Origin of the sequence: Chryseobacterium jejuense (genome assembly GCF_900100075.1) — a bacterium.
GTDB classification, from domain to species: domain Bacteria; phylum Bacteroidota; class Bacteroidia; order Flavobacteriales; family Weeksellaceae; genus Chryseobacterium; species Chryseobacterium jejuense.
In genome coordinates this window covers 1,109,475-1,123,871 of the sequence record NZ_FNEG01000001.1, presented here as the reverse complement: position 1 = coordinate 1,123,871, position 14,397 = coordinate 1,109,475, and the positions used below count along the sequence as shown (strand labels likewise).

General features: G+C 34.9%; 11 protein-coding genes. 9 read left to right on the top strand and 2 right to left on the bottom strand.

Features of this window, described 5'->3' with window-relative positions:
* The 5 genes from BLS98_RS05060 (at position 1) to BLS98_RS05040 (ending at position 5,259) form a co-directional block, all read left to right on the top strand.
* Entirely contained in the window at positions 1 to 357 is a 357-nt protein-coding gene (locus tag BLS98_RS05060; protein WP_089734152.1) for a four helix bundle protein, read from the top strand.
* A 50-nt stretch (positions 358 to 407) separates the two neighbouring features.
* Positions 408 to 2,183 carry an acyl-CoA dehydrogenase family protein gene (locus BLS98_RS05055; RefSeq protein WP_089734150.1) on the top strand — a complete coding sequence of 592 codons (1,776 nt, stop codon included), beginning with the start codon at positions 408 to 410 and terminating at the stop codon, positions 2,181 to 2,183.
* A 151-nt stretch (positions 2,184 to 2,334) separates the two neighbouring features.
* Positions 2,335 to 2,670 (top strand): YegP family protein, encoded by a 336-nt coding sequence (locus BLS98_RS05050; RefSeq protein ID WP_089734148.1) that lies wholly within the window; start codon positions 2,335 to 2,337, stop codon positions 2,668 to 2,670.
* 80 nt (positions 2,671 to 2,750) lie between these two features.
* On the top strand, positions 2,751 to 3,197 hold the full coding sequence (locus BLS98_RS05045) for a phosphohydrolase (RefSeq protein ID WP_089734479.1): 447 nt from the start codon (positions 2,751 to 2,753) through the stop codon (positions 3,195 to 3,197).
* A 10-nt stretch (positions 3,198 to 3,207) separates the two neighbouring features.
* Positions 3,208 to 5,259 carry a M48 family metalloprotease gene (locus BLS98_RS05040; protein ID WP_089734146.1) on the top strand — a complete coding sequence of 684 codons (2,052 nt, stop codon included), beginning with the start codon at positions 3,208 to 3,210 and terminating at the stop codon, positions 5,257 to 5,259.
* Here BLS98_RS05040 and BLS98_RS05035 read toward each other — a convergent pair.
* The gene (locus BLS98_RS05035) at positions 5,256 to 5,972 is read right to left on the bottom strand and encodes a DUF2490 domain-containing protein (RefSeq protein WP_089734143.1); all 717 of its coding nucleotides are present in this window, start codon (positions 5,970 to 5,972) and stop codon (positions 5,256 to 5,258) included. The two genes, BLS98_RS05040 and BLS98_RS05035, sit on opposite strands and share 4 nt — an antisense overlap.
* A 71-nt stretch (positions 5,973 to 6,043) precedes the next feature.
* On the bottom strand, positions 6,044 to 7,855 hold the full coding sequence (locus BLS98_RS05030; RefSeq protein ID WP_089734478.1) for a TonB-dependent receptor plug domain-containing protein: 1,812 nt from the start codon (positions 7,853 to 7,855) through the stop codon (positions 6,044 to 6,046).
* A 638-nt stretch (positions 7,856 to 8,493) separates the two neighbouring features.
* Here BLS98_RS05030 and uvrA point away from each other — a divergent pair.
* From uvrA to BLS98_RS05010, 4 genes are all read left to right on the top strand, one after another.
* Positions 8,494 to 11,286, top strand: a complete 2,793-nt coding sequence (gene uvrA / locus BLS98_RS05025) for an excinuclease ABC subunit UvrA (protein WP_089734475.1) — start codon at positions 8,494 to 8,496, stop codon at positions 11,284 to 11,286.
* 343 nt (positions 11,287 to 11,629) lie between these two features.
* Positions 11,630 to 12,496: a hypothetical protein gene (locus BLS98_RS05020; RefSeq protein ID WP_089734141.1), complete on the top strand. Its 867-nt coding sequence runs from the start codon at positions 11,630 to 11,632 to the stop codon at positions 12,494 to 12,496.
* A 4-nt stretch (positions 12,497 to 12,500) separates the two neighbouring features.
* Complete coding sequence (locus tag BLS98_RS05015) at positions 12,501 to 13,388, top strand: hypothetical protein (protein ID WP_139166078.1); 888 nt, start codon at positions 12,501 to 12,503, stop codon at positions 13,386 to 13,388.
* Positions 13,389 to 13,513: 125 nt separating this feature from the next.
* On the top strand, positions 13,514 to 14,287 hold the full coding sequence (locus BLS98_RS05010; RefSeq protein WP_089734138.1) for an alpha/beta hydrolase family protein: 774 nt from the start codon (positions 13,514 to 13,516) through the stop codon (positions 14,285 to 14,287).
* The last annotated feature ends 110 nt before the right edge of the window (positions 14,288 to 14,397 follow it).

Here is a 14,397-nt window from a genome sequence, read left to right as displayed (position 1 = left end):
ATGAAACATAATTTCAAACATCTTAACATTTGGAAACTTTCCATTGAATTAGCTGATGAAATTTATATTGTTACAGATAGCTTTCCAAAAAACGAAGAATTTGGACTTAAATCTCAAATTAGAAGATGTACAGTATCTGTAGCTTCAAATATTGCAGAAGGTTCAAGTAGAAGTTCAAATAAGGACTTTAATCGTTTCTTAGAAATAAGTCTTGGCTCTCTTTATGAATTGCAAACTCAAATTATTATTTCGAGCAACAGAAATTATCTTGAAATTTCTAAAACCGAAAAAATAGAAAATAAAATCACAGAACTACAGAGAATGATTTCTGGCTTTCAAAAGAATTTAACATTGTAAGTCTTTTTTCTTTTCTCTTTGTTCTTTAATCTAAAAAAATAAAATAATATATGGCTACATTAAAAGGCGGGGAATTCTTAATTAAACAAATTCCTGCAAACGAAATTTTCAGTGTTGAAGAACTGAATGAAGAACAAAAAATGCTTCGTGATTCTGCGAAGGAATTCATAGATAGAGAGGTTGTCCCTCAAAGAGAGCGTTTCGAAAAGAAAGATTATGCATTCACTGAAGAAACAATGCGTAAGCTTGGAGATATGGGAATGCTGGGAATCGCAGTTCCTGAAGAGTACGGAGGTCTTGGAATGGGCTTTGTAACTACGATGTTAGCTTGTGATTACCTTTCGGGAACTACAGGTTCATTAGCAACAGCTTATGGAGCACACACAGGAATTGGAACTCTTCCTATCGTTCTTTACGGAACTGAAGAACAAAAGAAAAAATATCTTCCGGACTTAGCAACAGGAACAAAATTCGGTGCTTATTGCTTAACTGAGCCGGATGCAGGTTCAGATGCTAACTCTGGAAAAACAAGAGCTAAACTTTCCGAAGACGGAAAACATTATATCATCAATGGTCAGAAAATGTGGATCTCTAATGCAGGATTTGCAGATACGTTCACATTATTTGCTAAAATTGATGATGATAAAAACATCACTGGTTTTGTAATCAACCGTTCTGAACTGGAGAACCCTGAAAGCTTAACTTTCGGTGAAGAAGAGCACAAATTAGGTATTCGTGCTTCCTCTACCCGTCAGGTTTTCTTCAATGATATGAAAGTTCCTGTTGAGAATCTTTTAGGAGAAAGAAACAATGGTTTCAAAATCGCTTTAAATGCATTGAACGTAGGTCGTATCAAATTAGCGGCGGCTTGTTTAGATGCTCAAAGAAGAATCTTAAACCATTCTATCCAGTATTCTAACGAAAGAAAACAGTTTAATGTTTCTATCGCTACTTTCGGAGCAATCAGAAAGAAGCTTGCTGAAATGGCAACAGGTGTTTTCGTAAGTGAGGCTGGTTCTTACAGAGCAGCGAAAAACGTTCAGGATAAAATTGACGAATTGGTAGCAGGCGGAATGGATCACCAGGCTGCAGAGCTTAAAGGTGTTGAAGAATTCGCTGTAGAATGTTCTATCCTTAAAGTATTTGTTTCTGATCTTGCACAGCACACTGCTGATGAAGGAATCCAGGTATACGGAGGTATGGGATTCTCTGAAGATACTCCAATGGAAGCTGCATGGAGAGATTCAAGAATTTCAAGAATCTATGAAGGTACTAACGAAATCAACAGATTATTAGCTGTAGGAATGCTAATTAAGAGAGCAATGAAAGGTGAATTAGACCTTTTATCTCCTGCAATGGCAATCAGTAAAGAATTGATGGGTATTCCTTCATTCGAAGTGCCTGATTATTCAGAATTCATGAGTGAAGAGAAAGCAATTATCGCTAACCTTAAGAAAGTATTCCTTATGGTTTCCGGAGCAGCTCTTCAAAAATATATGATGGATATTGAAAAGCAACAGCATTTATTATTGAATGCTTCTGAAATCCTTAACCAGATCTATATGGCAGAATCTGCTGTATTAAGAGCAGAAAAACACTTCTCTCCTGATTCTGTAGAAGCAGCTATGGCTCAGTTAAATCTTTACAAAGCTGTTGAGAAAATTACTGTTGCAGCTAAAGAAGGAATTATTTCTTTCGCTGAAGGAGATGAGCAGAGAATGATGCTTTCAGGATTAAGAAGATTCACTAAGTATACTAACAATCCAAATGTAGTGGCATTAACTGAAAAAGTGGCTGCTCATTATATTGAAAAAGGAACTTATTAGTCTTTATAACATAAATTTGATTTCAAAACGTCCCATTTGGGGCGTTTTTTTTATTGAATTCCTATTATTGAAATCTTAAAGAATTTCAGGTTTCAATATTTTTTCCTAATTTTATTAGAGCTAAAACCATTTTAACTCAAAATACAAACGTATGGGAAAATTTATTATTTCTAAAAGAGCCAACGGTGAATTTCAATTCAATCTTAAAGCCGGGAACGGTCAGATTATATTAACAAGCCAGGGATACAGTACCAAACCGTCCTGTGAAAGCGGAATCAACTCTGTAAAAACCAATTCACAGGAAGATGCCAAATTTGAAAGAAATACCGCCAGAGATAGCAGATGTTATTTCAATCTTAAAGCCGGAAACGGACAGATTATTGGAACCAGCCAGATGTATGAAACAGATAACGGGATGGAAAACGGAATAGAATCTGTAAAAAACAATGCTCCCAACGCCTCTGTAGAGGATGAAATAAATTTGTAGAACGATCTTAAATAATCTCCATAAAAATGTCTTATTTTTTTAAGGCATTTTTTATTTTTGTATTCTGTTTTTATATAAAAATGACAAAAGAAGAATTACTACATAGAGCTATAAAGATTGCTGATAAAGCACATAAAGGACAAACTGACAAATACCACGCTCCTTACATTGCCCACGTAATGCGCGTAATGGAATATGGTAAAACGATGGATGAGAAAATTGTAGGTGTTTTGCATGATGTTGTTGAAGATCATCCGTTAGAATTCAGCCTGGATTATTTAAGAACCGAAGGCTTCCCGGAATACATTATTTTCGCAATAAGCTGCCTTACTAAATTTGATCCCGAAGAAGATTATGATGAGTTTGTTAAAAGAACAGAAAGATCACCTCTGGCTGTTGCCGTAAAGCTTAATGATCTTCGCGATAATATGGACCTTAGAAGAGTAAACCGAGAGCTTACCCCTAAGGATATTAAAAGATTCAATAAATATCTTAAAGCCTATCGCTATCTGATAGAGAAATACTAATAAAAACAAAATGACTAATAACCTGCCCAAAATTTCAACTGCTTATCAATCTAAGCTGATTTCTGCTATTGTATCAGTATCAGCTTTTTTTGTCATTTACTTACTACTCATCCTGGCCTCTCTCCTAATGATTTTCCTCTTAGGATATGGAGCTATAAAGCTATTGACAATTAAAGTCAATTATTTTACGATTTTTGGTGCGGCAGGTTTATTTAGCATAGGCATTTTTGTCTTCATTTTTCTTATCCGGTTTATTTTCAGGAAAAACGAATACAGCACACGTCATTTGATAGAAGTTTCACGCTCCCATCAGCCTGAACTTTTTGATATGATTGACGAGATTGTAAAGGAAACAAAAGTTCAGGCTCCAAAAAAAGTTTTTCTTTCGCCGGATGTAAACGCCAGTGTTAGCTATAATTCTATTTTCTGGAGTATGTTTCTACCCGTAAAGAAAAACCTTACGATTGGTATTGGATTGATTAATACAACAAGTGCCGGGGAATTAAAAACAGTTCTGGCTCACGAGTTTGGCCATTTTTCTCAAAGGAGTATGAAAGTAGGTGGTTATGTAAATCAGGCCGAAAAAATTATTTTTGAAACCGTTTACAATAATAAAGACTATGAAAATTTCATCATGGAGTTTTCAGGAGGTAATATATTTTTCAAAATCTTTGGGCTAATCTCTGTAAGTTTTATTAATGCATTTCAATATATTCTTAAAAGCATATCCAATTTTCTTTTTAAAAACCATGCTTCCCTGCAAAGAGAGATGGAATATCACGCAGATGCTATTTCAACTTTTGTAACGAATCCGGACGAGCAGATTTCATCCTTATTAAGATTGGAATTAAGTGATGCAGCCTTTAATTATGCAACCAATTTCTACATAGAAAGCAATCAGAAATATCTGCCCAAAAATCTTTATGAAAATCAGATTTCTCTAATGAAGATCTTCAGCGAAAGAAATAATCATCCTTATGTAAACGGACTTCCAAAAATAGATATTGAAGATTTAACCCGCTATAATAAATCCAGAATTGAGATTGAAGACCAATGGTCCTCACACCCTGATATTGACAAAAGGGTTGAAAGAATCAAAAAGAATGAAACCCGGAATACAACCCACGACCACAGACCTGCCGGGGAAATCATAAAAGGATATGAAAGCATATGTGAAACTTTAACGGCAAAATACCTCACCCTGTTAAGTATTAAAAATGTTGGGGAAGTTATTGACGGTAATACCTTTACAACACTCTACCTGGAAAACAATAGATATCAGAACCTGGTTTCCGGCTTTAATGGTTATTATGAAAGGCATACTCCTATTTTAGAAAATGTTGAAACGATGATTCCTGATGACGGACTTCATCATGAATCGGATTTATTCAGTGATAAAAAAGTTTCTCTGGTGTATGAAAAAGCCGGTATAGAACAAGATCTTCAAACTTTAAAATATTTGGTTTCGCAGCCAAAAGAAATAAAAACATTCAGGTATAATGGGACTTTACACAAAGCAAAAGATGCAGGAACTATTATTCCTCAACTTGAAAATGAGCTTAAAGATGTGACGGCTGAACTTGGTGAAAATGACAAATCTATTTTCCAGTATTATTATCGTAGAGGTAACGATCAGTACAAAATGAGCTTGATACATAAGTACACAAAAATGACTGTAATAGATAAAGAGTTTGATGAATTTCAGGAGAGTCTTAATGAATTTATCGGATACTTACAGTTTATGGCGGTTACTTTACCTTTTGAAGAAATCCGTAAGTACAGGGCAAAGCTTTTGAAGGCAGAAAAACCGTTTAAACAAAAGATCAGAAGCCTTCTTGAGAGTTCAGCTTATAAAGAATTACTCACTGCTGAAGAAAATAATCTTCTTCAACAGTTTGTAAATTCTGAATATATTTACTTCAACAATGACAGGTACCTTCAGAATGAAGTGGATTCTGTATCATTATTGATTGAAAAGTACCAGGGTATTTTAAATACTTATTACCTTAATACGAAACAGGAACTATTAAACTTACAGTCGGAAATCAGCAAAGCTTCTTAATCCGCACCAGGGAAATCATATGTTTTCACCTCATGGTTCGTACCATCAATGTTGATGTTTAAAGCCAGGTAAATGAAATGTAAGTTTTTATTTCCTTTTGCTTCAAATTCACGCTGCCAAAGATATCCAGTCACAATCCCGAAATAATCATCGATCTGATAGCCGAAACCGCCATAAACTCTGTTTCTGGCAAAAGTAGGCTTCATTGGAGTTACCAGGAAGAGTTCATCATAAGCGTTGGCAAAAACAGTCCCTTTTTTGACTTCTTTGGCATTTAAAGGAACACTTATGTTCAAACGGTAACGGTAACGCATTCTTTGGGAAGTATTGTCGGTTTGTGGCTCATAAAACCAGCTTTTCTCCACACGAAAACGATTTTCAAACTTCACGATGCCTTTTTTAACATCAATGACATCCTGAAGCCAAACCCTGAATTCTTCTCTGCTTAATTTTTTATCCTTATAGTTCACATATCTACCAAGTCCCACAAATGGTTTGTGATTCTTAGTAAGGTTATATCCTATTCCCCCTTTTATTTCATAATAATCCGGGTAGGTATAATCTTCGTTACCTCGCAACTGACCTTCTCCGTAGAGGAAAAATTTAGGATGAAACTTATAGGTTAGAGTCACTGCATTGAAGCTGGAAATATGTTCCTGAGCTTTGAAGAAAGATAGACTAAGAAGGAGACTTAAACCTAGAAAACGTTTCATAAAAAATTTTTGCAAATGTAATTTTTTTAACAATTTGTTAATATTAACTTTAATTAATATTGAATTAACACTTACTTCATATTAATTGTGTAAGAAAAACCAATATGGAACCATCTTTGTGGCATTTCAACTCCAAATGCTTCCGTGTATTTTGTATTGGTAATATTATTCACTAAAACATATACAGAATAATCTTTTTTGTTAAAACTTAATTTGTTATCTAACAATTGATAGCTTCCTAAATTCATCCTTTCATTGTATCTGTACACAATTTCATTAGTAAAGGCACCAAGAAATTTTGCTTCCACTTTACCAATGAACTGATGCCTCAGATTATCCATAATATACTTGGAAACAAACTCATTGGATTTCTGAAACTTACCATCAATATAAGTATATCCTGCCATCATTTTCAGCCAGTTGGTCATTTTATAATTGATCTCGGTTTCTATCCCTTTGATTTTGATATTTCCTACATTTTCAGCTGCCCACGTTTTATCATTAATATCTTTTTTTATCCAATCAATAGAATTCTTTGAATCTCTTAAAAAACCACTAACTTTAGCTAAAATCCTTTGATTCTGATATTGATATCCCACCTCAGACGATATCCCATTTTCAGGCAGCAGATTTGGGTTACCACTTTCCTGCGGACTTACATAATAAAGATCCGTAAAGGTTGGTATACGGTGTACTTTAGCAATATTTCCATATACTTTGTTGTTGGGATTAAAATTATACCCTACATCCAATCCCGGATAGAAAAAGTTCCCTTCTTTAGAATAGTTAGCCCATGAAATTCCCGGGGTGATATTCAGTTTTTTATCCAGTAATGAGAAATGGTGTTCAAAGAAAACCTGAGAAACAAAACGGTTAGGATTTCCCAAATTGCTGCTCACCAGAAATTCCTTTCTCAGTTCCACTCCTACTCCGGTTGTTCCCAGTCCCCATTGGTAACTGGAATTTATCTCTCCACCTACATTATTCCCAATATGCATATTTCTGTAAATAGAAGGCTTTTGTCTGTTGAAAAGGTACATATCCTGCCCTCTTCTCCAATACACATTAGAATTAATCTTTAATTTCCCGAAGGTCTGCTGATGCGCCACACTTACAATGGAAGCCTGCATTTCCTCATACTGATCTATAGCCGTTTTAGAGGCATAAAAACCATTAGCTCCGAATTTCTTTTCTGAAAAACCGGCCTGAAGCCTCAAGTCTCCATTCTTAATATTCAATTTACCCTGGTAGAATACATTTCGGATTTCGTAATCCGTATTGTACATGTATCCCTGCGATCCTGAAGCATTAGCCTGAAGCGTATTGGCAAATTTTTCATTTCCCATCTGAGCATTAAACCCTAGCCCATAAGAACTATAGTCGCCACCTTCTGCACTTATTTTAACTTTTTTCCCTATTCCAGGTTTAGTAATCACATTAATTACTCCAGCGTAAGCATTCTGTCCAAAACGTCTGGCAGCAGGACCTTTTATAATTTCAATCTTTTCCACATCTTCCAGGTCTACCGGAAGGTTCATAGAATTATGCCCCGTTTGAGAATCATTCATTCTTACTCCGTTCAGTAATAACAAAACCTGTTCAAAGGAGCTTCCACGGAAACTGATATCACTCTGAACTCCATTAGATCCTCTCCTTCTGATGTCCATACCCGGAACCTGCTGAAGGATTTCATCAATGCTTTTAGATGGAGCATTGGCAATATCTTCTTTGGTAATTACAGTAATATTCTGGTTGGCGCTTTTATAAGGTGTGGAGATAAATTTCCCCTGAAATTCAATGTTTTCAATATCTGTAGTTTTTTCCTGTGCATTTACCAAAAGTAAAGATCCCAGAAAAAAAACACTTCCTATCTTTTTGATCATAATAGTTTCCGTAGTTTCTTTTAACAAGGTTCAAAAGTAAGAGAGTTCATGAAGACAGGCAAATGATACTTGTCATAAAAAAAGACGCAGCATGAATGCCGCGTCTATGTTTTTTTGAGGGAGTTTCTATCTTTTTCTCATTAAATGTGTAACTAGATCTCTGAATAATTTTCTCATTTCTATATTACATATTTATGAATACAATTTTAAATAATTTTAAAACATAAAACAATACCCGGATAAAAAAACATGTTAAAAGATCAAAAACTGTTTGAAATTCAATAAAAACGAATGATAAAAACAATATAATTCCACAAAATATATCTGAAATACTCTTTTTCCGAGTCCCAAATTAAGGGGTCAACACACTAATTTTTATTTTTTATATATCATTTTAGTCATAAGAGAATCGTATAATTTTTGCTAAAAAATTCGTAATTTTGTGGGTCTTAATTTTACAGCGAAATCATTCTTTTTCATCTGTAGTTCGAGCAGCATTTTGCAACCATGCTGTTTCTCTCAGTTGAATCCGAAAATCATTTGAAGGTTCAATTAATGACCTCCCGGAATATTCCGAAAAACACCAGTAAACTGATAGTTTTTAATACTCTGCAGTTACTTTTATGAATAAACAAAATATGGCTGATACTACAGAAATAGACATAAAAAAACAGATTTTTGTTAAGAATGCCCATCTTAATAATCTGAAACATATAGATGTCCTGATCCCGAAAAATAAACTGATTGTTATTACCGGAGTATCAGGAAGTGGAAAATCATCTTTGGCTTTTGACACCATTTATGCTGAAGGACAAAGAAGATATGTAGAAAGTTTGAGTTCTTACGCCCGTCAGTTCTTAGGGAAATTAGAAAAACCTAAGATTGATGATATTAAAGGACTTGCTCCATCCATCGCCATCCAGCAGAAAGTAATTTCATCCAATCCACGTTCTACAGTAGGAACGTCTACGGAGATTTATGATTATATGAAGCTTTTGTTTGCAAGGATCGGAAAAACATTTTCTCCTGTTTCAGGGGAAGAAGTGAAAAAAGACTCTGTTTCGGATGTGATTGATTTTATCAAGGCTTCTAAAAAAGATACTTCCTTTTTATTAACGACTCCTTTGGAATATGATGTTGATAATTTTAAGGAAACCCTGAATATTTTAAAACTTGCTGGTTTCACAAGACTTGAGATCAACGGAAATTTAGCAGGAATTGAAGATCTGGAAAGTTTCGGATTTGCTCCGGAAAAAGGAATGAAGATCAATCTTGTGATTGACCGTTTTTCTTATGAAGAAGATGAAAGCTTTTTACAACGATTGGCAGATTCTATTCAAATGGCATTTTATGAAGGCCGTGGCTACTGTTCTTTAAAAAATACAGATACCGAAAAGGTAAAAGAATTCTCCAATAAATTTGAATTGGATGGAATGGAATTCCTTGAACCGAATGTTCATTTCTTCAGTTTCAATAACCCGTACGGAGCCTGCCCAGCTTGTGAAGGGTATGGGAAAGTAATCGGAATAGATGAAGATCTTGTAATTCCTAATAAAACATTATCCATCTACGAAGATGCTGTTGCCTGCTGGAAAGGAGAAACCATGAGTGAATGGAAAAAAGACTTTATTAAAAAAGCTGGAGACTTCCCTATTCATAAGCCTTATCATCAATTAACCAAGGAACAGAAAAACTTCCTTTGGAAAGGTGATGGTAAAAGCACCTTCCCATGCATCAACAATTTCTTCAAAATGCTTGAAGAAAACCTTTATAAAATCCAGTACCGTGTGATGCTGTCCCGCTACAGAGGAAAAACCCTTTGCCCAACCTGTGAAGGATTAAGACTTCGTGAAGAAACAAGCTGGGTAAAAGTAGATGGGCACAATATTCAATCGATGATTGAACTTCCATTGGATGAACTGGTACCCGTAATTAACAGCCTAAAACTATCCGACCACGATAAAGAAGTTGCCAAGAGGTTATTGTACGAGATCACCACTCGTCTTGAGTTCTTATTAAAAGTTGGATTGGGATATTTAACATTAAACAGAACATCCAACACCCTTTCCGGAGGAGAAAGTCAAAGAATTAACCTGGCAACAAGTTTAGGAAGTTCTTTGGTTGGTTCCATTTATATATTGGATGAACCTTCTATCGGACTGCATTCCAAGGACACTGAAAACCTCATCGGAGTATTGAAAAATCTTCGTGACTTAGGAAATACAGTGATTGTAGTAGAACACGATGAAGATGTAATGCATGCTGCCGATTATATTATTGATATTGGTCCGGAAGCAGGTTATCTTGGCGGTGAACTGGTGTTTGCCGGAGAGTATAAGGATTTGAAAAAAGCCAATACCCTTACTTCAGAATACCTTACCGGAAGAATGGAAATAGAAGTTCCGAAGAAACGCAGAAAAGCAAAAGAGTGGATTCATATTAAAGGAGCTCGTCAGAATAATCTTAAAAATATTGATGTAGACGTTCCTTTAGAAAGTCTGACTGTTATTTCAGGTGTTTCAGGAAGTGGAAAATCTACTTTAATGAAGGAAATTCTTACCAATGACATTCAGATTCAATTAGGAATGGGTGGTAAAAAAGGAGATTATGATTCTGTAGAATTCCCGAAAAAGCTCATCAAAAATATTGAACTGATTGATCAGAATCCTATTGGAAAATCTTCACGTTCAAACCCGGTAACCTATCTGAAAGCTTATGACGACATCCGTGATCTTTTTGCCAAGCAGAAAATAGCTAAAATGATGGGCTACAAACCTAAGCACTTCTCTTTTAACGTAGATGGTGGAAGATGTGATGAATGTAAAGGTGAAGGTGTCATCAATGTTTCTATGCAGTTTATGGCTGATATTGAACTGGAATGTGAGGTTTGTAAAGGTACCCGTTTCAAAAGCGAAATCCTTGATGTAAAATTCGATGAAAAAAGCATTTCTGATATTCTTCACATGACTGTGGATGAAGCTCTGGAATTCTTTAAAGATAATAATGAAGAGAAAATTGTGACCAAACTGAGACCTTTACAAGAAGTTGGATTGGGCTATTTACAACTGGGACAAAGCTCTTCTACCCTTTCCGGTGGTGAGGCACAGCGTGTGAAGCTGGCATCATTCCTTGTGAAAGGTGTTACTACAGACAAAACACTATTTATCTTTGATGAGCCTTCTACAGGTCTTCATTTCCATGATATTCAAAAGCTGTTGAAATCATTACAGGCATTGATTGACCTTGGACATTCAGTGATTGTTATTGAGCACCAGCCGGATATTATCAAATGTGCTGATTACATCATTGATATTGGTCCTGAAGCAGGAAAACATGGTGGTGAAGTAGTTTTTGCCGGAACACCAGAGGATCTGATAAAAAATAAAAAGTCTTACACAGCCAAATACATCAAGGAAAAACTTGAAAAATAAATACAGAACAGAGAGCTCAACGGCTCTCTGTTTTTTTTACTATATCTTTCTTTATTCTTTCTTTCCCATCCCTCTTCTTATTCCTTTGCTTTGAGAGCGCTGGAAAATTGAATGACAGCTTCTGATAATTTTAAAAAAAATTATTAAATAATTAATCTCAGCTCAATTTACTACTCGTAACCTTTTATTTTATTTAAAATTATGGCTATATATAAATTACATCAACAAATATCAATAAATAATTGATTTTCATTCAATTATAAACACCCCCCCCTAAAGATAAAGAATAAAAGAATCCAATATATTTGTTTCTATAAACACTTTATTTAATTTGTAAAACACTATGAAAAAAGTAATTATTTCTATATTTTCATTAGTAAGCATCGTAACTTTTGCCCAAGTAGGGATTAATACAACGGTTCCTGACCCAAGTGCTGTACTCGACATTAAGCATTCTAATAAAGGACTTCTTATTCCAAGGGTAAGTCTGAAAAATAAAACAGATCTTTCTACCATTCCCAATCCCGCCAATGGTTTACTGGTTTATAATTTGACAAGTTCTGCCGGAACAGATAGTAATAATGTAATAGCAGATAATTTTTATGCTTTTTCTGCAACGACCAATTCGTGGGAGCTGCTGATAACGGATACCATATTAAATACGGCTATTGAAGGGCTCGGAGTTCCCCAGCTGCAAGTTGTAGCCAATGTTTCATCCACCGGTAATGATGTAGCTTATGTAGGAAATGATCTTGGAGCTAATATCAGAAGAATATACTTTAATAATAAAGTTTTTGATAAGAACAACACCTATGACCCTGTCAATTCAGAATTTAAAGCACCTAAAAATGGATATTACCAAATAGATGCATCTGTACTACTGAAGAGCTATCAGGCGCAAAATACAACCAATATCATCCGATTAGGAGTAAGCAAACCCTATACGACATTTACTTATAGCGGTAATGCAACATTTGCCTTTCTCAATCAACCTTTAAATGCTGTAACAGATGATCAGCAGCCCCTTACCCTTAAAGTTTCAGGGGTTATCTATATGAATAAAGATGAAAAAGTCTGTTTTCTGACCAGGTATATTACCCCGGGCACTACAGCAGGCAATAATACTTATTCAATGGCAACAGAGGGCTTAGGATACAGCAGGGCTCAGGTGAATACTATTACGATCATATATCTTCCAATCGTCAATTAACGCTATGAGAATATATTTTTTACTTACAATGTGTCTGAGCGTATCTCATTATTCCCAGGTTGGAATAAATACCAACGCTTCACCGGACGTCAGTGCAGCACTTCATATCAACTCCACGAATAAAGGACTTTTAATCCCGAGAGTTTCATTATCAGGTGTAACAGATATTACTACCATCAAAAATCCGGCAAATGGACTATTGGTATTCAATCTGGCGGATGCAAACAACGGTACACCGCTCAATACCAATGATGATGTTGTAAAAAACAAACTGTATTCTTTCAGCAATGGAAGATGGAACGCTTTTGTGAATGGTGAAGAATTGAACCAAAAAATAAATAATATTCTCCTGAACAGATTGATTGCTTTGGTCAATATGAATCCTTCAGGAAATGAACTAAGCTTTGTCAGCAGTGACCTAGGTAATAATATCAGAAGATTTATATTTGATCATAAAGTGACCGATAAATTAAATACTTTTAATACTTCAACAGGTGAGTTTACCGCTCCTTTTACAGGGTATTATTTGATCAATATGAATATTCTTCTCAAACCCTGGGGCAATAACTATAACCCGGGAAGCAATATTAAAAATCCAATTCGTTTAGGATTATCTAAACCTTATACCGGATCATTTTCCGCTAACGGGCTAACAGACATCATCTTTCAAAATGCAAACGAAAATTTAGATTCTGCACAAGGAGGAAATTTTATTACCTATTTAAATTTCAAAAGCATCATCTATCTGCAATCCGGAGAAAAAACGGTACCGATTGTAAAATATATTACACCAGGAACAGCAGGCAATCAATACAATCTAAATACGGAAGCTAATAATTATAACAGAGTTCTTACCAATACCATTTCTATTATTTATTTGCCTACTTCCTAATAAAATAAAGTTAATATTCTTATCAGCAAAATTGTCAATGGTTGTAATAGACAAAATTTTTATATTAGGGAAAATAAAAAACTTCTTTTCTTCCAATAAAAGGACAGAAAGATATATAATCAGATATGCAATATAAAAAAGTATTTATCCCGCTTTCAGCACTTTTATTTCTCATTAATTGTTCGGTAAAGAAAAACATCCATCCAGATAAGGATTATGAAGTCAAACGAGATACTTTAACGATCTTTGATCAAAGTAGAAATCGTAAAATCCCTGTTGCCTATTATCTGCCAAAAACTAATAAGAAAATTCCGAATCAACAGGTAATTATTTTTAATCATGGATATGGCTTTAATAAAGGCGGAGATTATTTTGTGTATTCGTATTTAACAGAAAAGCTGGCTTCAAAAGGATATTTTACGGTAAGCATTCAGCATGAACAGACTACAGATGCTCCCCTGCCTGTAGAAGGAAACCTGCAGCTTGTAAGAAGGCCTTTCTGGCAAAATGGTTCCGACAATATATTATATGTTTTGAACGAGCTTAAAAAAACGAATCCGGATCTGGATTATAAACACCTTACCTTAATAGGGCATTCCAATGGTGGTGATATGGTCGCTTTATTTGGCAACCAACATCCTAACCTTGTGTATAAAATGATTACCATGGATAACCGCAGAATGTTTCTTCCAAGGACGAGTATTCCTAAAATTTATTCATTGCGTTCCAATGATTATCCTGCTGATGAAGGCGTGTTACCTACCGAAGATGAACAGAAAAAATATCACATGATCATTCAGCCAACATCCATTAATCATGGCCATATGGATAATAAAGGTAGTGAAGAGGAGAAAAAAACGTTGAATGATTTTGTCTTACAATATCTGAAAGAAGGCTAATACTAAGGATTTCTTTCTCTTTTGAAGGGATAAATTTTGGAACAACCTAAACTTATCCACAACAAATTGTGGATAACTTGTGAATTTTAACATTAAATTCATATTCTGTA